Source organism: Streptococcus sp. 1032 (genome assembly GCF_013277015.1).
Lineage (GTDB): Bacteria > Bacillota > Bacilli > Lactobacillales > Streptococcaceae > Streptococcus.
In genome coordinates this window covers 1-25,197 of the sequence record NZ_VMMD01000025.1, presented here as the reverse complement: position 1 = coordinate 25,197, position 25,197 = coordinate 1, and the positions used below count along the sequence as shown (strand labels likewise).

25 protein-coding genes are annotated in these 25,197 nt (G+C 40.5%); 18 read left to right on the top strand and 7 right to left on the bottom strand.

What is annotated here, in order from left to right; genetic code table 11:
* Positions 1–227: 227 nt before the first annotated feature.
* A complete protein-coding gene (gene ilvD, locus HT711_RS08750; RefSeq protein ID WP_138701011.1) occupies positions 228–1,931 on the top strand; it encodes a dihydroxy-acid dehydratase in 1,704 nt (567 codons plus the stop codon).
* A 212-nt stretch (positions 1,932–2,143) separates the two neighbouring features.
* On the opposite strand, the gene HT711_RS08745 is transcribed toward ilvD, so the two are convergent.
* The gene (locus tag HT711_RS08745) at positions 2,144–2,485 is read right to left on the bottom strand and encodes a metal-sulfur cluster assembly factor (protein WP_173234480.1); all 342 of its coding nucleotides are present in this window, start codon (positions 2,483–2,485) and stop codon (positions 2,144–2,146) included.
* A 123-nt stretch (positions 2,486–2,608) separates the two neighbouring features.
* Between HT711_RS08745 and rgg the strand changes: the two genes are divergently transcribed.
* From rgg to HT711_RS08675, 14 genes are all read left to right on the top strand, one after another.
* Complete coding sequence (rgg, locus tag HT711_RS08740; protein WP_173234482.1) at positions 2,609–3,460, top strand: quorum-sensing system transcriptional regulator Rgg; 852 nt, start codon at positions 2,609–2,611, stop codon at positions 3,458–3,460.
* 305 nt (positions 3,461–3,765) lie between these two features.
* Positions 3,766–5,013 carry a transporter gene (locus HT711_RS08735; RefSeq protein WP_173234483.1) on the top strand — a complete coding sequence of 416 codons (1,248 nt, stop codon included), beginning with the start codon at positions 3,766–3,768 and terminating at the stop codon, positions 5,011–5,013.
* Positions 5,014–5,204: 191 nt separating this feature from the next.
* Positions 5,205–6,485 carry a histidine--tRNA ligase gene (hisS, locus tag HT711_RS08730; RefSeq protein ID WP_172924717.1) on the top strand — a complete coding sequence of 427 codons (1,281 nt, stop codon included), beginning with the start codon at positions 5,205–5,207 and terminating at the stop codon, positions 6,483–6,485.
* Between the two features lie 144 nt (positions 6,486–6,629).
* Positions 6,630–6,944, top strand: a complete 315-nt coding sequence (locus HT711_RS08725) for a hypothetical protein (RefSeq protein WP_173234485.1) — start codon at positions 6,630–6,632, stop codon at positions 6,942–6,944.
* Positions 6,945–6,953: 9 nt separating this feature from the next.
* Positions 6,954–7,160 (top strand): helix-turn-helix transcriptional regulator, encoded by a 207-nt coding sequence (locus HT711_RS08720; RefSeq protein WP_001176233.1) that lies wholly within the window; start codon positions 6,954–6,956, stop codon positions 7,158–7,160.
* Positions 7,160–7,348: a hypothetical protein gene (locus HT711_RS08715; RefSeq protein WP_173234487.1), complete on the top strand. Its 189-nt coding sequence runs from the start codon at positions 7,160–7,162 to the stop codon at positions 7,346–7,348. The genes HT711_RS08720 and HT711_RS08715 overlap by 1 nt, the downstream gene beginning before the upstream one ends.
* Entirely contained in the window at positions 7,335–7,523 is a 189-nt protein-coding gene (locus tag HT711_RS08710; protein WP_001046123.1) for a hypothetical protein, read from the top strand. Before HT711_RS08715 ends, HT711_RS08710 begins: the two co-directional genes overlap by 14 nt.
* 11 nt (positions 7,524–7,534) lie before the next feature.
* On the top strand, positions 7,535–8,281 hold the full coding sequence (locus tag HT711_RS08705; protein ID WP_173234489.1) for a DUF3169 family protein: 747 nt from the start codon (positions 7,535–7,537) through the stop codon (positions 8,279–8,281).
* A gap of 10 nt (positions 8,282–8,291) precedes the next feature.
* The gene (locus HT711_RS08700) at positions 8,292–9,116 is read left to right on the top strand and encodes an ABC transporter ATP-binding protein (RefSeq protein WP_061425775.1); all 825 of its coding nucleotides are present in this window, start codon (positions 8,292–8,294) and stop codon (positions 9,114–9,116) included.
* Complete coding sequence (locus HT711_RS08695) at positions 9,109–9,807, top strand: ABC transporter permease (protein ID WP_173234491.1); 699 nt, start codon at positions 9,109–9,111, stop codon at positions 9,805–9,807. The genes HT711_RS08700 and HT711_RS08695 overlap by 8 nt, the downstream gene beginning before the upstream one ends.
* 9 nt (positions 9,808–9,816) lie before the next feature.
* Positions 9,817–10,458 carry a type II CAAX endopeptidase family protein gene (locus HT711_RS08690; RefSeq protein ID WP_173234493.1) on the top strand — a complete coding sequence of 214 codons (642 nt, stop codon included), beginning with the start codon at positions 9,817–9,819 and terminating at the stop codon, positions 10,456–10,458.
* Between the two features lie 17 nt (positions 10,459–10,475).
* Positions 10,476–10,706, top strand: coding sequence for a hypothetical protein (locus tag HT711_RS08685; protein ID WP_173234495.1), 231 nt, complete (start codon positions 10,476–10,478; stop codon positions 10,704–10,706).
* 135 nt (positions 10,707–10,841) lie between these two features.
* Positions 10,842–12,605, top strand: coding sequence for an aspartate--tRNA ligase (gene aspS / locus HT711_RS08680; protein WP_173234497.1), 1,764 nt, complete (start codon positions 10,842–10,844; stop codon positions 12,603–12,605).
* Positions 12,583–13,524, top strand: coding sequence for a YitT family protein (locus tag HT711_RS08675; protein WP_164226272.1), 942 nt, complete (start codon positions 12,583–12,585; stop codon positions 13,522–13,524). The genes aspS and HT711_RS08675 overlap by 23 nt, the downstream gene beginning before the upstream one ends.
* A gap of 29 nt (positions 13,525–13,553) precedes the next feature.
* Here the strand turns inward: HT711_RS08675 and HT711_RS08670 are convergent, their stop codons facing one another.
* From HT711_RS08670 to HT711_RS08650, 5 genes are all read right to left on the bottom strand, one after another.
* Positions 13,554–14,540: a LacI family DNA-binding transcriptional regulator gene (locus tag HT711_RS08670; RefSeq protein WP_164226273.1), complete on the bottom strand. Its 987-nt coding sequence runs from the start codon at positions 14,538–14,540 to the stop codon at positions 13,554–13,556.
* Positions 14,541–14,549: 9 nt separating this feature from the next.
* Positions 14,550–15,350 (bottom strand): DUF1189 domain-containing protein, encoded by an 801-nt coding sequence (locus tag HT711_RS08665; protein ID WP_173250039.1) that lies wholly within the window; start codon positions 15,348–15,350, stop codon positions 14,550–14,552.
* A 261-nt stretch (positions 15,351–15,611) separates the two neighbouring features.
* On the bottom strand, positions 15,612–16,454 hold the full coding sequence (locus HT711_RS08660; protein WP_004236955.1) for a sugar ABC transporter permease: 843 nt from the start codon (positions 16,452–16,454) through the stop codon (positions 15,612–15,614).
* A gap of 1 nt (position 16,455) precedes the next feature.
* Positions 16,456–17,748, bottom strand: coding sequence for a sugar ABC transporter permease (locus tag HT711_RS08655; protein ID WP_000414955.1), 1,293 nt, complete (start codon positions 17,746–17,748; stop codon positions 16,456–16,458).
* Between the two features lie 109 nt (positions 17,749–17,857).
* Positions 17,858–19,129 (bottom strand): extracellular solute-binding protein, encoded by a 1,272-nt coding sequence (locus tag HT711_RS08650; RefSeq protein ID WP_173250037.1) that lies wholly within the window; start codon positions 19,127–19,129, stop codon positions 17,858–17,860.
* A 554-nt stretch (positions 19,130–19,683) separates the two neighbouring features.
* Between HT711_RS08650 and malQ the strand changes: the two genes are divergently transcribed.
* The 3 genes from malQ to HT711_RS11320 all read left to right on the top strand — a co-directional run bounded on the left by malQ (position 19,684) and on the right by HT711_RS11320 (position 23,911).
* The gene (malQ, locus tag HT711_RS08645) at positions 19,684–21,201 is read left to right on the top strand and encodes a 4-alpha-glucanotransferase (protein ID WP_173250035.1); all 1,518 of its coding nucleotides are present in this window, start codon (positions 19,684–19,686) and stop codon (positions 21,199–21,201) included.
* 25 nt (positions 21,202–21,226) lie between these two features.
* The gene (gene glgP, locus HT711_RS08640; RefSeq protein ID WP_173250033.1) at positions 21,227–23,485 is read left to right on the top strand and encodes a glycogen/starch/alpha-glucan family phosphorylase; all 2,259 of its coding nucleotides are present in this window, start codon (positions 21,227–21,229) and stop codon (positions 23,483–23,485) included.
* Positions 23,486–23,704: 219 nt separating this feature from the next.
* On the top strand, positions 23,705–23,911 hold the full coding sequence (locus tag HT711_RS11320) for a hypothetical protein (protein WP_240148998.1): 207 nt from the start codon (positions 23,705–23,707) through the stop codon (positions 23,909–23,911).
* A 341-nt stretch (positions 23,912–24,252) separates the two neighbouring features.
* On the opposite strand, the gene HT711_RS08635 is transcribed toward HT711_RS11320, so the two are convergent.
* Complete coding sequence (locus HT711_RS08635; protein WP_173214491.1) at positions 24,253–25,101, bottom strand: putative RNA methyltransferase; 849 nt, start codon at positions 25,099–25,101, stop codon at positions 24,253–24,255.
* Positions 25,102–25,197 lie beyond the last annotated feature (96 nt).

The following is a 25,197-nucleotide window of genomic DNA, read 5'->3' as shown; positions in this document are numbered from 1 at the left end:
GAATACACTGTTCTGAAAGAATTTTTGTAACAATTACAGTACGTTATTTAAAGAAAGCGGATTAAAAAGCATATTCTGGTCATCAGAAAGTGCCCTAATCCGCTTTGTTGTTTTTAGTTTTAAATATTTCATATGTATATAGAATTTTCTGAAAATTCAAGAATTTTCTTCTGTTCATTGCTTTTAAAATGTGCTATAATAGTAAAAACTGAAATGGGAGGGAACAAATGACTGAATTAGATAAACGTCACCGCAGTAGCATTTATGACAGTATGGTAAAATCACCAAACCGTGCTATGCTTCGTGCGACTGGTATGACAGATAAGGACTTTGAAACACCGATTGTGGGAGTGATTTCGACTTGGGCGGAAAATACGCCATGTAATATCCACTTGCATGATTTTGGGAAATTAGCCAAAGAAGGTGTAAAATCAGCAGGTGCTTGGCCTGTGCAGTTTGGAACTATCACCGTAGCGGACGGGATTGCTATGGGAACGCCTGGTATGCGTTTCTCTCTAACATCTCGTGACATCATCGCGGACTCCATCGAGGCGGCTATGAGTGGTCACAACGTGGATGCCTTCGTCGCTATCGGTGGCTGTGACAAGAACATGCCTGGATCTATGATTGCTATTGCTAATATGGATATCCCAGCTATTTTCGCCTATGGTGGAACGATTGCACCGGGAAATCTTGATGGTAAAGATATCGACTTGGTTTCTGTCTTTGAAGGGATCGGAAAATGGAACCACGGTGACATGACAGCTGAGGACGTGAAACGTCTTGAATGTAATGCCTGCCCTGGCCCTGGTGGCTGTGGTGGTATGTATACTGCTAATACCATGGCGACTGCTATCGAAGTTTTGGGTATGAGTTTGCCAGGTTCTTCATCTCATCCAGCTGAATCAGCTGATAAGAAAGAAGATATCGAAGCAGCAGGACGTGCTGTAGTTAAAATGTTGGAGCTCGGTCTCAAGCCATCAGATATCTTGACTCGTGAAGCCTTTGAAGATGCCATTACTGTGACTATGGCTCTCGGTGGTTCTACAAATGCTACTCTTCACTTGCTTGCCATTGCCCATGCTGCCAATGTTGACTTGTCACTTGAAGACTTCAATATGATCCAAGAGCGTGTGCCTCACTTGGCCGACTTGAAACCATCTGGTCAGTATGTCTTCCAAGACCTCTACGAAGTCGGTGGTGTGCCTGCGGTTATGAAGTACTTGCTGGCAAATGGATTCCTTCACGGGGACCGTATCACATGTACGGGTAAGACTGTCGCTGAGAACTTAGCTGACTTTGCAGACCTTACACCAGGTCAAAAAGTCATCATGCCACTTGAAAATCCAAAACGCGCGGACGGTCCGCTTATCATCTTGAACGGGAACCTTGCTCCTGACGGTGCGGTTGCCAAGGTGTCAGGTGTTAAGGTCCGTCGTCACGTTGGACCAGCTAAGGTCTTTGACTCAGAAGAAGATGCTATTCAGGCCGTTCTGACAGATGAAATCGTTGATGGTGATGTAGTCGTTGTTCGTTTCGTTGGACCTAAAGGTGGTCCTGGTATGCCTGAGATGCTGTCACTTTCATCAATGATCGTTGGTAAAGGTCAAGGAGACAAGGTTGCCCTCTTGACAGACGGCCGTTTCTCTGGTGGTACTTATGGTCTGGTTGTTGGACATATCGCTCCTGAAGCTCAGGATGGTGGCCCGATTGCCTACCTTCGTACAGGCGATATCGTTACGGTTGATCAAGATACTAAAGAAATTTCCATGGCCGTATCTGAAGAAGAACTTGAAAAACGCAAGGCAGAAACAACCTTGCCACCGCTTTACAGTCGTGGTGTCCTCGGTAAATATGCCCATATCGTATCATCTGCTTCACGCGGAGCTGTGACAGACTTCTGGAATATGGACAAGTCAGGTAAAAAATAAACTCATACTCTTCGAAAATCTCTTCAAACCACGTCAATGTCGCCTTGCCGTAGGTATGGTTACTGACTTCGTCAGTTCTATCCACAACCTCAAAACACTGTTTTGAGCAACCTGCGGCTAGTTTCCTAGTTTGCTCTTTGATTTTCATTGAGTATCAAAAAGCAAGCCAACTTCGGCTTGCTCTTTTTCATCTTCAAAAGTGATTTGCCTGCTTAACGAGGTGGCAGTCCAAGGGCAATGCGGCCGTAGCGACTGATTCGTGTGATCTTCCAAGCAGGCGACCAGGTAACTTCAACCTTGACATCTTCGATATCCTCGATTTGTTTGAGACCTGCCACGATTTCGATAGGCAGGCTTTCGGCGCAATCGCAGGCAGTATCGGTGAAGGTCATGACAATCTTGCAGAGACCCGTTTCGTCCAGATTGATTTCATAAATCAACCCTAGATTGTAAACATCCAATTCCACATCTGTATCAAAAACCTTCTCTAGTTTTTCGATAATTTGGTCTTGTATGGCCAAAGCGCGGTCATTGATTTTGATATCCTCTCTCATTACAGTCCCTCCACGTGATAAATATCCTCTATTTTCTCATAATTCTGACAATTTGGCAAGTTTTTGATGAATTTTCTGAAAAATATGATAAAATGAAGAAAATACTGAATCAAGGGGAAGTCTATGGAGCAGATTGGAAAAGTCTTTAGACAATTACGAGAGTCAAGAAATATCTCGCTGAGACAAGCAACTGGGGGACAATTTTCGCCGTCTATGTTGTCCCGATTTGAAACAGGTCAGAGTGAGCTTTCGGTGGAAAAGTTTTTATTTGCCCTAGAAAATATATCTGCCAGTGTAGAGGAAATTCTCTTTCTGGCGAGAGGTTTTCAGTATGATACAGATTCTGAGTTGAGAAAAGAAATCATAGATGTCTTGGATCCAAAGAATATAGCACCTCTTGAGGACTTGTATCGCAGGGAGTATCAAAAGCATGCCCATTCTCAAAACAAACAGAAACATATTCTAAATGCCATTCTTATCAAGTCTTATATGAAGAGCATGGACGAAAGGGTAGAGTTAACGGCAGAGGAGGGGAAAGTCCTTCATGACTATCTGTTTTCTACCGAGATCTGGGGAATCTATGAACTCAATTTATTTTCAGTCAGTTCTCCCTTTTTATCTGTTTCTCTTTTTACTAGGTATGTTAGAGAGATGGTACGAAAATCTGATTTTCTAATGGAAATGTCTGGCAATCGAAACCTTTTTCACACTATACTATTGAATGGCTTTTTAGCCAGCATTGAGTGTGAAGAATTTACCAATGCCTCTTATTTTAAACGTGTTATCGAAGAGCATTTCTATAATGAAAATGAAACCTATTTCCGAATTGTCTATTTATGGGCGGAAGGTCTCCTTGATAGCAAGCAAGGTAGAGTCAAGGAAGGTCAGAAAAAGATGGAGGATGCTGTCCGTATTTTTGAGATGCTTGGCTGTAATAAATCTGCCGAATACTATAGAAAAACCTCCGATTGTTGAATATTTGCAAACTAAGAAAATAATTTAAAATTTGAAGCGATAGAACTGTTGGGCTCTCTCGTGTCACTGGAGAAATTCTATCGTTTCTTTTTGCTCATTTTATTTGTTGCATATGTTCAAAAGTTTTTCCTCTAAAATTTCTAAGTGCTATACTATAGTCATACTTCACATAAAACTTATACTCTTCGAAAATCTCTTCAAACCACGTCAGCTTCACCTTGCCGTACTCAAGTACAGCCTTCGGCTAGCTTCCTAGTTTGCTCTTTGATTTTCATTGAGTATTTGAACAAGAAGGGAGATTATCTATGAAACTATTGTTTAGAAATCAAGCTTATCGACTCTTGACTTTGTCACGTTTCTTCAATGCTTTTGGTGCTTCAATTTTTAACCTGGTATTTATCGTTTATGCATCGACCTTGCCACAAGCCTCTTTTGCGGTTGCTATGGCGAATATTGTCATGATTCTTCCGACTTTCTTTACAGTTTTTGTAGGGATTCGGGCAGATTACACGAGGGACAAGGTCAAATGGATGACTTACAGCGGTTTGTTTCAGGCGGTTTTATTTTTTCTGGCAGCCCTAGTTGTTCATCAAGCTAGTCTCTTTGCCTTTTCTAGCCTGTGTTTGATCAACGTCATTAGTGATGTCATCAGTGATTTTGCAGGTGGCTTGCGCATGCCTCTTATTAAGGAAAAAGTAGCTGAAGAGGATTTGATGGAAGCTTATTCTTTTTCACAGTTTATCACCTATATTTCAGCTATTGGTGGTCAAGCTTTTGGAGTCTGGCTCTTAGGTCTATCGGTCAATAATTTTTCTCTCGTTGCGGGAATCAATGCCTGTTTTTTCCTAGTATCAGCCGTTATCCTCTTTTTAGGAAAAAGCAAATTGAGCCTGTCAATCTCATCTGCTGATGGTGAAATTCTAAAAAATGAGAAGCTTCCGATCAAAGAGCAGTTCCTAACAATTTACCGAAATTTACGTCTCGTTTTTCTTAAAAGTGGACAGAAAAACTTTGGTTTTATGCTCTGTGCTGTCTTGCTTATCAATGCCTTGGGTGGCGCTTTAGGAAGCATCTATAACATCTTCTTTTTGAGCCATTCTCTTTTGGACTTTTCTTACACAGAGGCATTATTTATCAGTCAATTCTGTGCTTTGTTAGCAATCATCATCAGTAGCCTTACGGGCAATGATTATTTTGGGAAGCAGTCCTTGCCTAGATTGATGATGTGGGTGACCGTAGGACTCAGTCTAGTTGGTCTAGCTAATTTATTCAATCAAGTCGTACTTGGTTTACTATTTCTCTGTTCAACTCTGTATATGTCTGGTAAAGTTCAACCAAAGATTGGTGCCTTGCTCCTGAAAAATCTAGCTCCAGAGGTTCTAGCTCGTACCAGTAATTTTTTAGGTTTATTGTTCACCTTATCCATACCTGTGGGAACAGCTTGTTTTTCACTTATAGCTGTATGGAATATACAGTTGACTTGGATGCTATTTGTTGGTCTTTCCTTGTTAGCTATTCTTTTGACAGTTATTAATCTCAAAAATGATATCTAATACTCTTCGAAAATCTCTTCAAACCACGTCAGCTTTATCTCCAACCTCAAAGCTGTGCTTTGAGCAACCTGCGGCTAGTTTCCTAGTTTGCTCTTTGATTTTCATTGAGTATAAATCCTAATTTTTTTCTTACTGTTTTAATCCCTCTATTTATGGTAAAATAAGACTATTAAGTTTAAAGAGGATTCCCTATGAAATTACAAAAACCAAAAGGAACGCAGGATATTTTACCTGCTGAATCTGCCAAATGGCAGTACGTTGAGGGCTTTGCCCGTGAGATTTTCAAGCGCTACAACTATGCAGAAGTGCGCACGCCTATTTTTGAGCATTACGAGGTTATCAGCCGTTCTGTCGGAGATACAACGGATATCGTAACCAAGGAAATGTATGACTTTTATGACAAGGGTGATCGCCATATTACTCTCCGTCCAGAAGGAACAGCGCCCGTTGTCCGTTCCTACGTGGAAAATAAACTCTTCGCCCCAGAAGTACAAAAGCCAAGTAAGTTCTACTACATGGGCCCTATGTTCCGCTATGAGCGTCCACAGGCAGGGCGTTTGCGCCAGTTCCACCAGATTGGTGTTGAGTGTTTTGGATCTAGCAATCCAGCTACTGATGTGGAAACCATTGCTATGGCAGCTCATTTCCTGAAAGAAATCGGCATCCAAGGTGTCAAATTGCACCTCAACACTCTTGGAAATCCTGAGAGTCGTGCGGCCTACCGTCAAGCCTTGATTGACTATTTGACACCGCTCAAGGAGACCTTGTCTAAGGATAGCCAACGTCGTTTGGAGGAAAATCCTCTCCGTGTCTTGGACTCTAAGGAAAAAGAAGACAAGGTGGCAGTGGAGAATGCACCGTCTATCTTGGATTTCCTTGATGAAGAAAGCCAAGCTCATTTTGATGCTGTGCGTCAGATGTTGGAAAATCTTGGAGTAGACTATATCATCGATACCAATATGGTGCGTGGTCTGGACTACTACAATCACACTATTTTCGAGTTTATCACTGAGATTGAGGGCAATGACCTGACAGTCTGTGCGGGTGGCCGTTACGATGGTTTGGTTTCTTACTTTGGAGGCCCTGAAACTGCTGGATTTGGTTTTGGACTTGGTGTAGAGCGCCTGCTTCTCATTCTTGAAAAGCAAGGTGTGGCTCTCCCTATCGAAAACGCCCTAGATGTCTATATCGCAGTCTTGGGTGATGGAGCAAATGTTAAGGCCTTGGAATTGGTACAGGCTCTTCGCCAACAAGGTTTCAAAGCAGAGCGTGATTACCTCAACCGTAAGCTCAAAGCTCAGTTCAAGTCAGCCGATGTCTTTGCGGCTAAGACCCTCATCACTCTAGGTGAGAGCGAAGTCGAAAGCGGACAAGTGACGGTCAAGAACAACCAAACACGAGAAGAAGTGCAAGTATCACTTGATGCTATCAGCCAAAACTTCTCAGAAATCTTTGAAAAATTAGGCTTTTAATAGTAGATAAACTGGTCAGGATTTTACTCCTGACCTTTTTCTTTTGCAAAATGACAAAAATCATAATCTTTTTGACAAATATGATTGTCAAAAAGAAAAAGATGTGTTACAATATAAACAAGTTAAGAAATAGGAGGGAGCCACATGTGGGTATGGATTTTGTTTCCTTTTCTCGTCTTGATTTATATGAGTCAATCTAAGAAAATCAAGCGGTTAGAGAAGAGGTTAAAGGTAATCGAAAGAAAAGAGAAAGGAAACGCAGAAATGTCGAGATTATTGCAAGAAATGATTGGAAAGAAACCAACAATCATTGGAGAACTATTTGGAACAAATTTTTGGGAAGTTGTGGATGTTGATGAGGAATGGGTCAAGCTACGATATGTAGACAAGACGGGAAAAGAAAAAATCAAGTTGCAACGTATTGAGGATATCCAATCCGTTGAATTTGACGGAGAGTAGGTGTGTAACATGCAACTAAAAAATCGTCTAAAAGAGCTGCGGGCTCGCGATGGCCTTAATCAAACCGAACTAGCCAAGCTAGCAGAGGTTTCCAGACAGACTATCAGCCTATTAGAACGGGACGAATACACCCCGTCCGTTGTGATTGCTTTGAAAATATCTCAAATTTTCAACGAAACAGTCGAATCAGTATTTCGCTTGGAGGAGGACGAGTGATGAACAAGTATAAAGTGATTTATTACATGAGTGTTCTTGCCCTTATTGTGAATGCTTTCGCTATGGTTGGAACATTACTGGGGTGGTTCTATTTTGTTGAAAGTAAGTATTTGTTTTGGGTTAACTTAGTCCTCTTATCCATTTTCAATCGGTTGGAGAAAAAGGAGAAAAATGATGAACAAGTATAAAGTGATTTATTATGTAGTTGCCATAGCTCTATTAGTCAGCCTGTGTCTACTAATTGGAACAAATCTAGGATGGTTTGATCTCTATTACAGCGACCAATTTATCTGGGCCTACTTTGCTCTTATCCCAGTCGTTGACTGGATTGAAAAGAAATCCAAAAATCTAGCAAGTAAATAAGGAGAATGAATATGGAAAAGAAAAAGAAAAATAAAGGTGGATTGTTATTTTTAATGTCTGTTGTCTTGGGAGGTTTCTTGGGCGGTTTTGTAGGGATGTTTAAGGCACTTGCTGAATCCCACGGAATTATGTTAGATGTAAAAGTCTTGATACCATGGATATCAGCTATTTGTTTATTGATAGGTTTCATTAGCATTCTTTTGACTTTCAATTTCTTAAAGAAAAGCAGAAAATTTCACTCCTTGTATCAAGAGGAAATGGACGATGATCTGAATGAAACCTATTATGTGCAAATGCATCGTAATCTTGAGTTTGGAACTATTGCTTTTCATATTACAAGTGTAGCGATTTTATTGGCTCTCTTTATTTCAGGAAGTGAAGTGATTGTACTAGATAGAAGCAATCTAATCTTACCTCTTTCTTTTTTGGGATTAGTGTTGATTTTTAATGCTCAAAAATATTTTTATAAGACTATTGCGATTGTTCGTCAGTTTGATTTGGCATTTTTCTCTACACCAAAGGATTATTTAGACTATGTCAATTCTTGCGATGAAGGGGAGCGCCAGGCTAATTTGGAACAGAGTTTTCGAATTTTATTCCAATTAAACCAATATGTCTTGCCAGGTCTCTACTTTTTGATTGCTCTCTTTTCCTTGCTGACAGGAGAGATTCAGTTACTAGCTTTCCTGCTGGTAGGAGTGATCCATATTTATATCGGTGTGATGCAGTTGCCTATGGTGAAACGTTATTTTAAATAAAGGAGTTTCTATGATTCGTGTTGAAAATGTAAGCAAAAGTTTTGGGAGCAAGAAAGCTCTTCACCAGATTTCTTTTGAGATTAAGGAGGGAGAAATCTTTGGTTTTCTTGGCCCTTCTGGCTCAGGTAAAACAACCATGATCAATGTCTTGACAGGTCAGTTGGCTGCAGATCAAGGTAAAACAGTTTTGTTAGGCAAGAATTCTCAAGATTTAACCTCAAATGATTTGGAACAAATTGGCATTGTTAGTGATGGCAGTGGTTTTTATGAAAAGATGAGTCTTTATAAAAATCTTCTCATCTATGCTAAGTTATATGGTCTCAAGTCAGATAGAGTAAATCAGGTGCTCCAACAGGTTGGATTGGCAGATGCTAAAGATATTATTGCAGAAAAGTTATCTACTGGAATGAAACAACGAATGTTCTTGGCTCGTGCCCTTCTGAATGCTCCTAAGATTCTCTTTCTCGATGAGCCAACCAGTGGCTTAGACCCTACAACATCTAAGATGATTCATACCCTACTTCAAGAATTAAAGCAGGCGGGGACAACTATCTTTCTGACCACGCATGATATGAATGAAGCAACTCTGCTTTGTGATCGCTTATCTCTTTTAAATAAGGGTAATTTAATAGAGTATGGAAGTCCACAAGATATTATCCAGAAGTATCATGTGGATAAGAAAGTACATGTGGTTTATAACGATGGACGAGAACAGATAGTTCCATTTGAAGAATTACCACATTTAGACACGACAGATTTGATGGTGGTTCACTCTTGTGAGCCGACACTAGAAGAAATCTTTATCAGATTGACAGGAGAAAAGTTAGATGTTTAGAAAATTAAATGCCCTACTATGGTTAAGAGTGCAAGTTCTTATCAGCAATTCAACTTTGTTGGCGACTCTATTGATGCCTTTTGGTATTGCTGTTTTATATAATGAATTTTTAAATAAGAATGGACAATTGAGCCTATTTTTACTATCTGCTAGCTTGACGATGGTCTTGAGCATGGGAAGTGGTTATATGGTATCGATTATGATGGCAGAGGATAAGGAAAAACGAAATCTTAAATCACTCATTCTAAGTGGTGTGACAGCAACAGAATATACTTTCAGTATGCTCGTTCTCCCTATTCTGATAATGTTACTTGCTATGATTGTACTTCCCATCTATCTTAAAGTAGATGTATCTGGTTATTTATTTGCCTATGCTATCTATTTGCTCCTAGCAACTATTTGTATTATTTTTCTCAACCTTCTAATCGGTGCGGTGTCAGATACTCAATCTAAAGCGCAAGTTTATAGTATCTTCCCTATGCTAATCGTATCTTTTTTACCCATAATTGCTCTTCAAAATGATACGGCTCAAAAAATGTTGGATTACTCGTTCGTTGGTCCTATTGTAAATCTTTTAAATAAAAAAGGTGGGGAAATATCTTTTTCTAATATTGGTATGTTACTTGCATGGGTACTTGTGTTAGGGATAGCAAACCTCTTTGTATTGAAAAACAGCTATAAAGCAAGATAGGAGATCTATATGAAATTACTTAAAAACCTTGGCTGGTTTCTTCTAGCCTTTCTATCCTTTTTATTCATCTATGGCTTCATTCAGGTGCTCGCGACTACGTCGCTTACCTTAGGCGCTTCACCCTATGCTGTGACCTTACTCTATGTGGCCTTGGCTGGAGTTTATGTGTACGGCATTTACAAATGGTATCAGAAAGGTCCTGTTCGTATTGAGAAGAGTGGCTTCAACCGATTTATTTGGCTTCCTGCCTTGGTTTGGTTCTTATCTCTGGTTGTCCAGTTTTTCTTGCCAAATGATCCTTCAGTAAATCAGCAAATAGCGATAGACTTGACCTTGTCTCAACCACTTTTCTCATTCTTTGCGGTCGTTATTTTTGCTCCTTTGACGGAAGAACTTATCTTTAGAGGGATGTTAGCACGCTACCTCTTTCCTAAGCAGGACAATAGTAAACAAACTCTGATTTTTCTTCTGGTATCCAGTGTTCTGTTTACCTTGATTCATTTCCCAGGTGATGTGCAACAATTTTTTGTCTATTTTAGCCTTGGTTTTAGTTTGGGATTGGCCTATATTAGCAGAAAAGGTCTGGTCTACAGTATTTCTCTCCACGCTTTGAATAATTTAGTCGGCTTTTTGATGATTCTCATGCTATAATAGAGTCAGGAGGTCACATGAAACGAGTAATTTTATTAGCAGTGATTCAAGCAGTCGTTCTATTTTTCATCATTGGAGCGCTAGCTTATGCCTTTAAGGGCGATTTCTTCTATAACTATCTAGCAGTAGTCTTTGCCCCTATTGCTGGTATCTGGCGTTTTGGGACAGCTTACACAACGGAAATTGTCTTGCCTCGAAAGGCAGCTGAAATCGCTGAAAAGCGTAAAGCAGGCAAAAATTCAAAATAAAAGAGTCCGGTGAAGTTCATCGGACTTTTTGTATGGGCGTTAATTTTTAAAGACTGGCAAACTTTTCTGATGATTTTCATGAAGAGCCTGCGCTTTTATGGTAAAATAGTAACAGAATAAAAGAGGAGAGAAAACATGAAACGTAGTATGTATGCTGGTCGTGTTCGTGAGGAACACATCGGACAAGAAATAACCTTGAAAGGATGGGTTGGCCGTCGTCGTGACCTCGGTGGTTTGATCTTTATCGACCTTCGTGACCGTGAAGGAATCATGCAGTTAGTTATCAACCCTGAAAAAGTCTCTGCAGAGGTTATGGCAACAGCTGAAAGCCTTCGTAGCGAATTTGTTATCGAGGTGACAGGTCAGGTCGCTGCGCGTGAGCAAGCCAATGATAAGTTACCAACTGGTGCAGTTGAGTTAAACGTGACAGCTCTGACAGTGCTTAATACAGCTAAGACAACCCCATTTGAGATTAAGGATGGCATTGAGGCCAATGACGATACGCGTTTGCGTTACCGTTACCTTGACCTTCGTCGTCCAGAAATGTTGGAAAATCTGAAACTTCGTGCTAAGGTGACACACTCTATCCGCAACTATTTGGATGAGTTGGAGTTTATCGACGTGGAGACACCATTCCTTTCTAAGTCAACACCAGAAGGGGCGCGTGACTACTTGGTGCCATCTCGTGTTAATAAAGGGTATTTTTACGCTCTTCCTCAAAGTCCACAAATCACGAAACAGCTCTTGATGAATGCTGGTTTTGACCGTTACTACCAAATCGTTAAATGTTTCCGTGACGAGGACTTGCGTGGTGACCGCCAGCCTGAGTTTACCCAGGTCGACTTGGAAACATCTTTCCTTACTGAGCAAGAAATCCAAGATATTACAGAAGGCTTGATTGCGCGCGTGATGAAGGAAACCAAAGGCATCGAAGTGACGCTACCATTCCCTCGTATGAAGTATGACGATGCGATGGCTCTTTACGGTTCTGATAAGCCTGATACTCGATTTGACATGTTGCTTCAGGACTTGACAGGAGTGGTCAAAGGTGTAGACTTCAAAGTCTTTTCAGAAGCACCTGCTGTAAAAGCCATTGTGGTCAAAGGAGCTGCGGATAACTATTCACGTAAAGACATCGACAAGATGACGGAAGTAGCCAAACAGTATGGTGCCAAAGGTCTTGCTTGGGTTAAGGTTGTTGATGGAGAATTAAATGGACCAGTTGCCAAGTTCTTGACAGGCATCCAAGCAGACTTGACAGCAGCGCTTGCTCTTGAAGATAAGGATCTCGTTCTCTTTGTGGCAGATACGCTTGAAGTGGCCAATGCAACGCTGGGGGCCCTTCGTGGACGTATTGCTAAAGAGCTTGGCTTGATTGATAATGATAAGTTCAACTTCCTTTGGGTGGTTGACTGGCCGATGTTTGAATGGTCTGAAGAAGAAGGTCGCTACATGAGCGCCCACCATCCGTTCACCCTTCCACAGGAAGAAACTGCTCACGAATTAGAAGGTGATTTGGCTAAGGTTCGTGCCATTGCTTACGATATCGTCTTGAACGGTTATGAGCTTGGTGGTGGTAGCCTTCGTATCAACCAAAAAGACCTTCAAGAACGCATGTTCAAGGCTCTTGGTTTCTCAGCAGAAGAAGCAAATGACCAGTTTGGCTTCCTTCTTGAAGCCATGGACTATGGTTTCCCACCACACGGTGGTTTGGCTATCGGGCTTGACCGATTTGTCATGCTCTTAGCTGGAGAAGAAAATATCCGTGAAGTCATTGCTTTTCCTAAGAACAACAAGGCAAGTGACCCAATGACACAAGCTCCTTCAACAGTCGCTCTCAAACAACTAGAGGAACTCAGCTTACAAGTAGAAGAAGATGAAACAAGCAAAACGAATTAAGCGGTGGCGCTATTATCTGCGCCGCTTTGCTTATCAGATAAAAATTTTACGTGTCTTACAAAGCATCTCTCGGGAAAAATATGATGAGAAGATTTCAGCTTCTCTGGTCTATGGTTTTTTATCAGCAGTGGCAGTCAATTTCTTTTTCCAACCAGGGCATGTGTATTCGAGTGGTGCGACAGGTCTGGCACAGATTATCTCTGCCTTGAGTAATCACTGGTTTGGTTTTCATATTCCGATTTCGCTAACCTTTTACGCTATTAACTTCCCTTTGATGGTCTTGGCTTGGTATCAGATTGGCCATAAGTTCACCGTCTTTACCTTTATCACGGTATCCATGAGTTCCTTCTTTATCCAGTTTGTCCCTGTGGCAACCTTGACGGAGGATCCCATTATCAATGCCCTTTTTGGGGGCGTTGTCATGGGCTTGGGGATTGGTTTTGCTCTTCGCAACAATATCTCTAGTGGTGGGACGGATATTGTCAGTTTGACTATTCGCAAGAAAACAGGTAAGAATGTCGGTAGTATTTCTTTCTTAGTAAATGGGACTATCATGCTGATAGCAGGCTTGACCTTTGGTTGGAAATACGCTCTCTACTCTATGATTACCATCTTTGTCTCTAGCCGTGTCACAGACGCTGTCTTTACTAAGCAAAAACGCATGCAGGCTATGATTGTGACCAATCATCCAGATAAAGTAATTGAGAAAATCCATAAAAAATTGCACCGCGGAGCAACCATGATCCACGATGCAGAAGGAACCTACAATCACGAGAGAAAGGCAGTTTTAATCACTGTTATTACACGTGCAGAGTTTAATGAATTTAAACAGATTATGAAACAGGTGGACTCAGGAGCCTTTGTCTCTGTATCGGAGAATGTTCATATTCTGGGACGATTCGTTGAAACAGAAAATTAGTGACCAAAAAAACCAGCGCGAGCTGGTTTTTATTTTTCGATAATTTTGTGGGCGATTAACTGACGGTAACAAATTTGTTTATTGCTTTTAGCATCGTTGATAATCTGAAGAATTGTTTCAAATGATGTTCGACCAAGTTCTAGGCTATTAATATCGACATAGGCTGCCAAGTTGAGCTTGGGATTGACTGAGTCGAAGCTGAGGACAGGGACATCCAGTTGGTGTTTTGCGATGTAATCACAGACCCCTGCAGCAAGGAGACTATCAATGGTAATAATAGCGTCAATATTTGGATCGTGTTTGAAGAGAAGTCTACTAAAGCGATAACCATTATCTTCAAGAAATTCAGTAGCAAAGTAAGTCAGATTAGTATCGAGAGGAAGTTGGTATTGTTTTAGAGCTAGCTCGTAACCTGTCAGACGGTCTTGTGTTACGAAGAGTCGCTTAGTACCTCCGATAAAGGCAATTCGCTTGCATCCTTTTTTGATGAAATACTCTGTCGCATCAAAACCAGCTTGGACATTGTCATTATCGACAAGTGGAATGAAAGGAGATAGAGATTTACCTAAGATAAGGAAAGGAAATTGCTCGTCTGCTACTAACTTAACCAAAGGGTCCTCTTCTTGGGCATAGAGGAAAATCAAACCATCTACACGCTTACCATAGACCATCTGAGAAATAGCTTTAAGACGCTCTTTGGCATCTTTACCTGTCGCAATCTGAATGGCGTAGTGATTTTCAGAAGCGACTTGGGCAATGCCACGGAGAACAGATGGGAAGAAAGGATTTTGATAGAAGGCATCTGAGTCGTCAGGAAGCACCAAGCCAATAACTTGGGTATAACTGCTTACCAAGCTACGAGCATTGAGGTTGGGGTGGTAGTTGAGTTCCTTCATAGCCTTGCGAACGCGTTTTTTTGTTTCGTCGCTAATGGTTGATTTATTTTGAATAACACGGGTTACGGTTGAAGGCGAAACACCAGCAGCCTTGGCCACGTCTTTAATCGTAACGGGCATAAAAATCTCCTATTTATGGTAATCTGGATCACGGAAATGTGTTTTATAAAAGATAGTGACCAGATACAGAACAAAAAGAATGTTTTGTATAGTGATGAGGTTTGACATATTTTGGCCAAATAATCCCAAAATAAGCGTAATCAGAGTTGGCAATCCTAAACAGTTCAAGATAAAATGATAGCACTCTTTAAAGGTTCTAAATGAAAAGAGGCGTGATTTCTTAGTGATATAAAGGAGAAGACTAGCTCCTAGAGAGACAATAAAGAAATTCAAACCAAAGAGGAAGCTGGCACCGAGAACTAGGAAGAGACTGATATAGACACGATTCTGTTGGTACCAGTCTTTAGAAATCGCTTGGGTTAAGCTGTCTTTGCTTTTGAAACTCTCAGTATCAATCACTCGGTAAGAGACTCGGGTCAGTTCCTTATTTTCCTTGCTGATGACGAGCTCATTCGTATCGAAATGCAGTTGCAAGTCCTTAGGTAACTCCTTACTTTGACTTGGACCGATCACAATAGAAGGGGCTTGACTAGCTGTTCCTGTATAAGTTAATTTACCATCAACAATTGCAGCATGCTCAGAGAGATCCTGGACAACCTCATCTGTCAATGGTTCATAGACATTATCGATAAAGGTTTCTAGCGGATAAGTCTCCTGCGAGCTGTTTTGAATGGCAATGGGTACCATAGACAAGCTGATAAGGAAGATACTGGTAAAGAGTAGTTGGAACCAGTTGAGTCCGAAACGTTTGGACAGGGGCTTACGAAATCCCCAAATACTTGAAAAATAGGAAAATGGATATGGAAGCATAGGTATCTTTCTAAAAGGTGTTTTCTATATGAGTATTATTATATAGAGAAATGTGCTTTATTTCAAGTCTAGGAGAAAAATTGCTTGTTGTAAGGATGTTATTTACAGTAACAATCGCTAATACTCAATGAAAATCAAAGTGCAAACTAGGAAGCTAGCCGCAGGTTGCTCAAAGCACAACTTTGAGGTTGCAGATGGAAGCTGACGTGGTTTGAAGAGGTTTTCGAAGAGTATAAAATGAAAAAGGGTGGCGGGGATATATTATCCCTTGTCGCCACCACTTGTAAGTCCTGAAACAAAGTTCTTTTGTAGGAAGAAGAAGAGAATACAGATTGGAAGGGCGATGAGGATAGCACCTGCTGAGAAGTAGGCAATCTTCATGTTTTTCACATTGCTAACGAAGGTTTGGAGACCTACGGCAACAGTAAAGTATTCTTTCTCACGAAGCAAGAAACTAGAGAGGATGTAGTCCCCAAAAGGTCCCATGAAGGCCCAGAGAGCTTGTACGGCAACCATTGGGCGAACAAGTGGAAGAACAATTTGCCAGAAACGGCGGAAGTGTCCTGCACCGTCTAGTTTTGCAGATTCGTCTAAAGACATTGGCACTGTATCGAAGTAGCCTTTCATGAGCCAAGCATTCATCGGGATACCACCACCAACGTAGAGGAAGATGAGGAACCAGCTGTGGTTAAGGGCGTTCAACATAAGCGCCATAACGAAGAAGGCTGTCAAAGCGGCCATAGTTGGCACCATTTGGATAATCAAGAAGAAGACCAAACTTTGTTTACGAGCCAAGAAGTTGTAACGGCTGTAAGCATAACCAGCAAGTACGATAATACTTGTTTGAACAGCCATGGTAATCAAGGCGATAATCAAAGTGTTGAGGTACCAAGTACCGTACAAGGTTTCAGTGAAGAGGCCTTTAAAGTTATCAAAATTGAGGTCGATGTTAGTATCTAGTTTAAAGGCTGAGACGTTACCTGCTTTAAAGGCTGACATGATGGTAATCAAAAGTGGATAGATAATGACAATTGATAGACCAATCAGGTAAAGGTAAGTAAGGGTTTGAGTCAGTCTACGTTTGAGTTTAATTGAGTTATTCATCTTAGACGTCCTCCATATCAAATGCGTGTAGTTTCTTGAATGCGATCATAGAGATTGAGATGACAATGATAGAGATAATCAAGGTAACAGCTGCCGCCATTGAGTATTGAGGAGATGTACCTGTTGTCAAACGGTAGATCCATGAGATCAAGATATCTGTTGAACCAGCTCCTCCACCGACACTACCAGGTCCTCCACCATTGAAGAGGTACATGATAGAGAAGTTGTTAAAGTTGAAGGTGTATTGACTGATCAAAGTAGGTGCCGCAACGGCCAAGATCATTGGGAAAGTGATGTTGCGGAATTTTTGCCAAGCATTGGCACCGTCAATATAAGCTGCTTCGTAAAGGTCGTTAGGAATAGATTGCAAGATACCCAAGGTCAAAACGTAGATGTATGGGAATCCAAGCCAACCTTGCATCATAATCAAGGCAACCTTTGTCCAAGTAGGGTCTGTTTTCCAAGGGATAAGAGCCCCATCAAGGAAAGGAAGGAATTTAGCAAAGATCGGCAAGACTTGAGTGTTGATAGCGCCGACACTATCATTAAACATATTTGAGAATGTCAAGATAGTGATGAAGGCTGGGACAGCCCAAGGAAGAAGGAAAATAACACCGAAGATACGTTTTCCTTTGATAAATGGTTGGTTAGCAATGATAGCTGTGAAGATACCAATCACGATCTGCAAAGTTGAGGCAGATAAAGCCCAAATGATAGTCCAAGAAAGAACAGAACCGAAGGCAGAACGGAAGGTACTCAAGCTCCAAATGTTTGTAAAGTTGGTCAAACCAACCCAGTCCAACAATTTGTTTGGTGGCAAGTGTTGGAAGTCGTAGTTGGTAAAGGCGATCATCAAGGTTACGATAACTGGGAAGATAATCGCAAAAGTCATTGCAATATAAGATGGAATGATCAAGAGGTAAGGGAAGCCATTTTCATAGATTCCTTTGACCATTTCTTTAAAGGTAAGTGCTACTGGAATACCATTATTAATGTGTTTGGCAGTTGTATGAGCATCTTTGATATTTGCGAAATAAAAGAGTACATAAACAACTACAAAGATTAAATGGAAGGCACCACGAATCAGCATAAAGAGGGAATTGTCACGACCTGGCTTGTCACCAAGAGTGATGAGATTGCTCAATTCAGGGGCTGCAAGTGCTAGGAAGTAGAGGACAAATACGATGGTTACACCAAGGAAGATAAAACCTTTGGCTTTTTGTTTATTGTAAATCTGTCCTAACCCAGGAATGATAGACAGCAGGGCTGCTTTACTAGGTTGTTGCTTTTCCATAATAACTCCTTTCATAGGATACTGGTTTCTACATAAAACCTAAACTATTTGTGTTTTTGTTGATAAATTCAAAGGGGGATTTGATTTCCACCCCCCTTGAACAAATTTTTTATTCACCAAATTTTTGTTTGATTGTTTCTTTGATCAATGTTACAGCATCGTTAGCTGCTGTTTTAGCATCTTTCTTACCGCTTACAGCTTCAAACAACATTGTTTTAGCTGGGTCCCAAACTGCTGACATTTGAGAGATGTTTGGCATTGGTTGAGCGTTCTTGAATTGTTTGATAACAGCTGTTGTCAACTCATCGTTTTTACCTTCAGCGTATGAACGAGCTTCAGTGTTAGCTGGGATTTCGTTAGTCTTATCGTAGAAGGCTTTTTGTTGTTCAGTTGAAACAAGGAAGTCTACAAATTTTTGAGCAGCTTCAAGGTTCTTAGTGCTTGATGGGATGATCCAAGCTTTACCACCACCAAATGCTGCGTAGTCTTTTCCGTTTGGAAGAGTTGGGATAGTTGCAACACCGTAGTTTACTTTAGCGTCTTTGAAGGCTTGAGCTTTCCAAGGTCCATCGATGATAGCAGCTGTTTTACCTTCTTGGAATTGAGTTTGGATTAGGTTTCCAGCTCCTTCCGTATCTTGCATACCTTTAGGCCATTTTTCATACCAAGTTTTAGCGTATTCTACACCTTTGATAGCGCCGTCGTTTGCAAGACCGATGTCTTTAGCGTCTTTACCGTTTTGTCCGAATACGTAACCGCCGTTACCAGCAAGAAGTCCGTATGCAAAGTAGAAGTTTGTCCAGTCAGCTAGGAAAGCAGAAGTTTTTCCATCTTCTCCAGCGAATGCGTATTTGCTATCTTTAGCAAGGTTTTCCAAGTCAGCAAATGTTTTTGGAGCTTCTTTTACCAAGTCTTTGTTGTAGTACATAACAAGTGACTCGATAACGGCAGGAGCACCGTAAACTTTACCGTCAGCAGCTGTTACAAGAGATTTAGTTTTATCATCTGTTTTAGCACCGTCGCTCAATTTCACTTCTGAAAGTTGTCCGTCAGTACCAAGGATACCTACACGGTCGTATGGAGCCATCATAACGTCAGGAGCTTGACCTGATTGGTTGTCAAGAGAAAGTTTGTCAAGCCCACCCATTTGGTCACCAGATTTGATGTTAACTGTTGTTCCTGATTGTTCTTTATAAGCTTTAGCTACTGTTTCAGCATAAGCTTTGTATTGGTCCTCAACGTAAAGAGTGATTTCTTTCGCTTCAGATGAACCAGAATCAGCAGGTTTATCAGCAGTTTTGCTTCCGCAAGCTACCAAAAGCAAGCTAGCAAGTGTAGCAGTTCCAAGCACAGCAGCGCTCTTCATGAATTTAGATGACATAGTGTATTCCTCCTAAAGAATAACAAGTTTTATTGACAAGAAAAACGCAAACGTTTTCCTTTATGAGCTTAGTATAGCACAAATAGAAAACGGTTGCAAGTGTTTTTGTTAAAAATTTTAAAAAAATTTTAAGCTTGATTTGATAGCATGATTTTACTTTTTATATAGAAGAAAAGTGTGAAATAGATAAGAATACAGTATTTTTAATAAAAAATAGATGGAATCTGTCTAAAGAGGGAAATCAGGAGGGGCTATTTCCTTGTTTCTAATCCCTATCTATTTTCTATAGACCTTTGTGCCTCCTACATATAAATTAAAGTTTTTTTAAGGAGGTTTTGCACTTTGTAGACTGTTTCATGAGAGTCAAACTTTAGGATTAGATAGTTTCAAGTTATCTTTGCTAAAATGAGTTAGTCTCCTTAAAAATAATCAAAAAAGTTTTTTTAAAAACGCTTGCAATTATGCTTGAAAAGGAGTATACTTATAAGTAGCGCAAACGTTTGCGTCTGCAAAAATACGCAACGTTCCATTATTTTAACACATGAGGTGCTATTATGAAAAAACGTCAAAGTGGTGTGTTGATGCACATCTCTTCTCTTCCAGGAGCTTACGGAATCGGATCGTTTGGTCAAAGTGCTTACGACTTCGTTGATTTCTTGGTTCGTACAAAACAACGTTACTGGCAAATCCTTCCACTAGGAACAACTAGTTACGGGGATTCTCCTTACCAATCTTTCTCAGCCTTCGCAGGAAACACTCATTTTATCGATTTAGATATCTTGGTGGAGCAAGGTTTGTTGGAAGCAAGTGACCTTGAAGGAGTTGACTTTGGTAGCGATGCGTCTGAAGTTGACTATGCTAAGATTTACTATGCACGTCGTCCTCTTTTAGAAAAAGCGGTGAAACGTTTCTTTGAAGTCGGAGATGTTAAAGATTTTGAGAAATTTGCTCAAGACAACCAATCATGGCTTGAGCTCTTTGCTGAGTATATGGCTATCAAAGAGCATTTTGACAATCTTGCTTGGACTGAATGGCCAGATGCGGATGCTCGTGCTCGTAAAGCTTCAGCACTTGAAAGCTACCGTGAGCAATTGGCAGACAAATTGGTTTACCACCGTGTGACTCAGTACTTCTTCTTCCAACAATGGTTGAAATTGAAAGCTTACGCTAACGACAACCACATCGAAATCGTTGGGGACATGCCAATCTACGTAGCGGAAGATTCAAGCGATATGTGGGCAAATCCACATCTCTTCAAGACAGATATCAACGGTAAAGCAACTTGCATCGCAGGATGCCCACCAGATGAGTTTTCTGCAACTGGTCAGCTTTGGGGTAACCCAATCTATGACTGGGAAGCAATGGACAAAGACGGCTACAAATGGTGGATTGAACGCTTGCGTGAAAGCTTCAAAATCTACGATATCGTTCGTATCGACCACTTCCGTGGTTTCGAATCTTACTGGGAAATCCCTGCTGGTTCCGATACAGCAGCACCTGGTGAGTGGGTGAAAGGTCCAGGATACAAGCTTTTTGCAGCCGTTAAGGAAGAACTTGGTGAGTTAAATATCATCGCAGAAGACCTTGGTTTCATGACAGACGAAGTTATCGAATTGCGTGAACGTACTGGCTTCCCAGGAATGAAGATTCTTCAATTTGCCTTCAACCCAGAAGACGAAAGCATCGATAGCCCACACTTGGCACCTGCTAACTCAGTTATGTACACAGGAACTCACGATAACAACACGGTTCTTGGTTGGTACCGTAACGAGATTGATGATGCGACTCGTGAGTACATGGCTCGCTACACTAATCGTAAAGAATACGAAACAGTGCCACATGCTATGCTTCGTACAGTCTTTTCATCAGTTAGCTTCATGGCAATTGCAACTATGCAAGATTTGCTAGAATTGGATGAGACAGCTCGTATGAACTTCCCATCTACCCTTGGTGGAAACTGGTCTTGGCGTATGACTGAAGAGCAATTGACACCAGCTGTCGAGGAAGGTTTGCTTGACTTGACAACAATCTATCGACGAATCAATGAAAATTTGGTAGAATTAAAGAAATAATACAATATCAGGAGACATCTTAAACATGTTATCACTACAAGAATTTGTACAAAATCGTTACAATAAAACCATTGCAGAATGTAGCAATGAAGAGCTTTACCTTGCCCTTCTTAACTACAGCAAGCTTGCAAGTAGCCAAAAACCAGTTAACACTGGTAAGAAAAAAGTTTACTACATCTCAGCTGAGTTCTTGATTGGTAAACTCTTGTCAAACAACTTGATCAACCTTGGTCTTTACGACGATGTCAAAAAAGAACTTGCAGCTGCAGGTAAAGACTTGATCGAAGTTGAAGAAGTTGAATTGGAACCATCTCTTGGTAATGGTGGTTTGGGACGTTTGGCTGCCTGCTTTATCGACTCAATTGCGACTCTTGGTTTGAACGGTGACGGTGTTGGTCTTAACTACCACTTTGGTCTTTTCCAACAAGTTCTTAAAAACAACCAACAAGAAACAATTCCAAATGCATGGTTGACAGAGCAAAACTGGTTGGTTCGCTCAAGCCGTAGCTACCAAGTACCATTTGCAGACTTTACTTTGACATCAACTCTTTATGATATTGATGTTCCTGGTTACAAGACAGAAACGAAGAACCGCTTGCGTTTGTTTGACTTGGATTCAGTTGATTCTTCTATTATTAAAGACGGTATCAGCTTTGACAAGACAGATGTCGCTCGCAACTTGACTCTCTTCCTTTACCCAGATGATAGTGACCGTCAAGGTGAATTGCTCCGTATCTTCCAACAATACTTCATGGTTTCAAACGGTGCGCAATTGATCATCGACGAAGCAATCGAAAAAGGAAGCAACTTGCATGACCTTGCTGACTACGCAGTTGTCCAAATCAACGATACTCACCCATCAATGGTTATCCCTGAATTGATCCGTCTTTTGACTGCACGTGGTATCGAGCTTGACGAAGCAATCTCAATCGTTCGTAGTATGACTGCTTATACTAACCACACAATTCTTGCAGAAGCCCTTGAAAAATGGCCTCTTGAATTCTTGCAAGAAGTGGTTCCTCACTTGGTACCAATCATCGAAGAATTGGACCGTCGCGTGAAAGCAGAATACAAAGATCCAGCTGTTCAAATTATCGATGAGAGCGAACGTGTTCACATGGCTCATATGGATATCCACTACGGATACAGCGTTAACGGGGTTGCGGCACTTCACACTGAAATCTTGAAGAACTCTGAGTTGAAAGCTTTCTACGACCTTTACCCAGAAAAATTCAACAATAAAACAAACGGTATCACTTTCCGTCGTTGGCTCATGCATGCTAACCCAAGATTGTCTCACTACTTGGATGAGATTCTTGGAGACGGTTGGCACCATGAAGCAGATGAGCTTGAAAAACTTTTGTCTTATGAAGACAAAGCAGCTGTCAAAGAAAAATTGGAAAGCATCAAGGCTCACAACAAACGTAAATTGGCTCGTCACTTGAAAGAACACCAAGGTGTGGAAATCAATCCAAACTCTATCTTTGATATCCAAATCAAACGTCTTCACGAGTACAAACGCCAACAAATGAACGCCTTGTACGTGATCCACAAATACCTTGACATCAAAGCTGGTAACATCCCTGCTCGCCCAATCACAATCTTCTTTGGTGGTAAAGCAGCTCCAGCCTACACAATCGCTCAAGATATTATCCATTTGATTCTTTGCATGTCAGAAGTGATTGCTAACGATCCAGCAGTAGCTCCACACTTGCAAGTAGTTATGGTTGAAAACTACAACGTTACTGCAGCAAGCTTCCTTATCCCAGCATGTGATATCTCAGAACAAATCTCACTTGCTTCTAAAGAAGCTTCAGGTACTGGTAACATGAAATTTATGTTGAACGGAGCTTTGACTCTTGGTACTATGGACGGAGCTAACGTGGAAATCGCTGAGTTGGTTGGTGATGAAAACATCTACATCTTTGGTGAAGATTCAGAAACTGTTATCGACCTTTACGCAAAAGCAGCTTACAAATCAAGCGAATTCTACGCTCGTAAAGCTATCAAACCATTGGTTGACTTCATCGTTAGCGATGCAGTTCTTGCAGCTGGAAACAAAGAGCGCTTGGAACGTCTTTACAATGAATTGATCAACAAAGACTGGTTCATGACTCTTCTTGACTTAGAAGATTACATCAAAGTGAAAGAGCAAATGTTGGCTGACTACGAAGACCGTGACGCATGGTTGGATAAAGTCATCGTTAACATTTCTAAAGCAGGGTTCTTCTCATCTGACCGTACAATTGCTCAGTATAACGAAGATATCTGGCACTTGAACTAAGATACAAATTTATACTAATACATTTTGTAAAAAAGCGAGTTTCGATTGAAATTCGCTTTTTTAATGATGTAGATTTGAGTCAATCTTGTCTTAAAAAGATAGAAATCATAGATACAGTGAAGGCTTTAAATACTGCTTTTTACTCTCTTTCAACCTCATACCCCTTGTATTCGATTACATAAAGTATTATAATATAATTGTAGGAAAGAAGGTGTTTTTATGTGGAAAAAATATTTTTCAAAATATAAATGGACGGATTTATTTTGGATTTTATTTATCATTTTGACCTGCCTCTTGGCGGGTAATGATACTCTTTTCCCCCTTACCCATCAAGAAATCTCTTATCATGGGTGCTTATTTGGAATTACACTTGCCTTATTTCACTTGCTATTTATTGATAAGTTTGTTATCTCGAATCGAAAATAAAGATTAGAACTATGCTTGACTGCCTACTTTTATGATTGATTTTGGAGGGAAGATTTTGTCTCTGTTATTTATTATTTTAAATTTGTTTATCTTGTACAAGATCTATTCTTTAAGGCGGGAAAAATCGAAATACTTGATTTATACGGCCTATATCATATTTGGGGTAAATGTACTATATGGTATTCAATGGTTATTAAAAGAACTGATTTCAAATATTTCCCCTTAATGTGTATGGAAACTATAACAAAACGCATAAGATTAAGGTTTTTGACCACCTGTTCTTATGCGTTTTCGTAATATTGAAGATTTTCGGTAAGTTTTATACCTTTGGGAAGTATAGTTTAGAGTGCTTTCCCAACCAAAATCTCTGCTTCAATGGTAATTTCTGTCAGTTGGCTCCAGTCAATCTTGCTCTGGTCAACGTGAAATAGGAGAGGGGTCATGCTGAGTAGGGCTTGGAGTTGCACTGTTGTGATAGTCTTAGTAAGAGAGGCCGTTTGACTAGATAGGATGGTAAAGTGTTCTTGGAAATGATTTTTGATTTCTTGATTAGAATAATTCTTGTTTGTCAGCTGGTCTTGTACCTTCTGACGGATTTCCTTGAGATGATTTTCAGTTGGGATAATCTTTATCAAGATACCGTCTTTGGATAAAACGCGACGAAATTCTCCATAGTTGGCAGGTGAGAAGATATCAAGCAGGATATCCATGCTAGCGTCTTTTATAGGAAGACGAGCCAAGTCACCAACGAACCAGTTGACTGCCCAGTTGGGTTCGCTCTTGGCAGCGATTTGGACTGAATCTTTGGAGATGTCAAAGGCATAGAAAGTTTTTTCAGAGTGACTTTCTTGGAGTTTACGAGAGTAGAAACCTTCACCACAACCGATATCTAAAATTGTTTTGGCATTTTTTGAGCTTGAAAGTAAATCAGAGACGACCTCTAGAATAGCTTGGTAAAATCCAGCTTCTAGGATTTGTTGGCGGTTTTGAAAATTTTCCTTGTCGTAGTTAGCAGATTGCTTAATTTGAGGTGCCAGATTGACATAGCCAAATTTAGCCAAGTCAAAAGAATGACGGTTGCAGCACTTGAGACTAGTCTCTACCAGAGTCAGATTTTCTTGGCAGATAGGGCAGGCAAAGGCAGTCGCAGAAGCAAAACGCTGGAGTTTAGGTTTGAGATTTGTATTCATAGTTTAAGTGTATCAAAAGAGGCAAATGAAAGCAACTTTAGGATGATTTGTAATAAAATTAAATAGTAGTATAATTACTGGTAAATTCCCAAACTA

What these genes read in the sequence shown, in the direction of transcription:
- ilvD (WP_138701011.1), top strand. Translation starts at nt 228, where the DNA reads ATGACTGAATTAGATAAACGTCACCGCAGTAGCATTTATGACAGTATG.
- HT711_RS08745 (WP_173234480.1), bottom strand. Translation starts at nt 2,485, where the DNA reads ATGAGAGAGGATATCAAAATCAATGACCGCGCTTTGGCCATACAAGAC.
- rgg (WP_173234482.1), top strand. Translation starts at nt 2,609, where the DNA reads ATGGAGCAGATTGGAAAAGTCTTTAGACAATTACGAGAGTCAAGAAAT.
- HT711_RS08735 (WP_173234483.1), top strand. Translation starts at nt 3,766, where the DNA reads ATGAAACTATTGTTTAGAAATCAAGCTTATCGACTCTTGACTTTGTCA.
- hisS (WP_172924717.1), top strand. Translation starts at nt 5,205, where the DNA reads ATGAAATTACAAAAACCAAAAGGAACGCAGGATATTTTACCTGCTGAA.
- HT711_RS08725 (WP_173234485.1), top strand. Translation starts at nt 6,630, where the DNA reads ATGTGGGTATGGATTTTGTTTCCTTTTCTCGTCTTGATTTATATGAGT.
- HT711_RS08720 (WP_001176233.1), top strand. Translation starts at nt 6,954, where the DNA reads ATGCAACTAAAAAATCGTCTAAAAGAGCTGCGGGCTCGCGATGGCCTT.
- HT711_RS08715 (WP_173234487.1), top strand. Translation starts at nt 7,160, where the DNA reads ATGAACAAGTATAAAGTGATTTATTACATGAGTGTTCTTGCCCTTATT.
- HT711_RS08710 (WP_001046123.1), top strand. Translation starts at nt 7,335, where the DNA reads ATGAACAAGTATAAAGTGATTTATTATGTAGTTGCCATAGCTCTATTA.
- HT711_RS08705 (WP_173234489.1), top strand. Translation starts at nt 7,535, where the DNA reads ATGGAAAAGAAAAAGAAAAATAAAGGTGGATTGTTATTTTTAATGTCT.
- HT711_RS08700 (WP_061425775.1), top strand. Translation starts at nt 8,292, where the DNA reads ATGATTCGTGTTGAAAATGTAAGCAAAAGTTTTGGGAGCAAGAAAGCT.
- HT711_RS08695 (WP_173234491.1), top strand. Translation starts at nt 9,109, where the DNA reads ATGTTTAGAAAATTAAATGCCCTACTATGGTTAAGAGTGCAAGTTCTT.
- HT711_RS08690 (WP_173234493.1), top strand. Translation starts at nt 9,817, where the DNA reads ATGAAATTACTTAAAAACCTTGGCTGGTTTCTTCTAGCCTTTCTATCC.
- HT711_RS08685 (WP_173234495.1), top strand. Translation starts at nt 10,476, where the DNA reads ATGAAACGAGTAATTTTATTAGCAGTGATTCAAGCAGTCGTTCTATTT.
- aspS (WP_173234497.1), top strand. Translation starts at nt 10,842, where the DNA reads ATGAAACGTAGTATGTATGCTGGTCGTGTTCGTGAGGAACACATCGGA.
- HT711_RS08675 (WP_164226272.1), top strand. Translation starts at nt 12,583, where the DNA reads ATGAAACAAGCAAAACGAATTAAGCGGTGGCGCTATTATCTGCGCCGC.
- HT711_RS08670 (WP_164226273.1), bottom strand. Translation starts at nt 14,540, where the DNA reads ATGCCCGTTACGATTAAAGACGTGGCCAAGGCTGCTGGTGTTTCGCCT.
- HT711_RS08665 (WP_173250039.1), bottom strand. Translation starts at nt 15,350, where the DNA reads ATGCTTCCATATCCATTTTCCTATTTTTCAAGTATTTGGGGATTTCGT.
- HT711_RS08660 (WP_004236955.1), bottom strand. Translation starts at nt 16,454, where the DNA reads ATGAATAACTCAATTAAACTCAAACGTAGACTGACTCAAACCCTTACT.
- HT711_RS08655 (WP_000414955.1), bottom strand. Translation starts at nt 17,748, where the DNA reads ATGGAAAAGCAACAACCTAGTAAAGCAGCCCTGCTGTCTATCATTCCT.
- HT711_RS08650 (WP_173250037.1), bottom strand. Translation starts at nt 19,129, where the DNA reads ATGTCATCTAAATTCATGAAGAGCGCTGCTGTGCTTGGAACTGCTACA.
- malQ (WP_173250035.1), top strand. Translation starts at nt 19,684, where the DNA reads ATGAAAAAACGTCAAAGTGGTGTGTTGATGCACATCTCTTCTCTTCCA.
- glgP (WP_173250033.1), top strand. Translation starts at nt 21,227, where the DNA reads ATGTTATCACTACAAGAATTTGTACAAAATCGTTACAATAAAACCATT.
- HT711_RS11320 (WP_240148998.1), top strand. Translation starts at nt 23,705, where the DNA reads ATGTGGAAAAAATATTTTTCAAAATATAAATGGACGGATTTATTTTGG.
- HT711_RS08635 (WP_173214491.1), bottom strand. Translation starts at nt 25,101, where the DNA reads ATGAATACAAATCTCAAACCTAAACTCCAGCGTTTTGCTTCTGCGACT.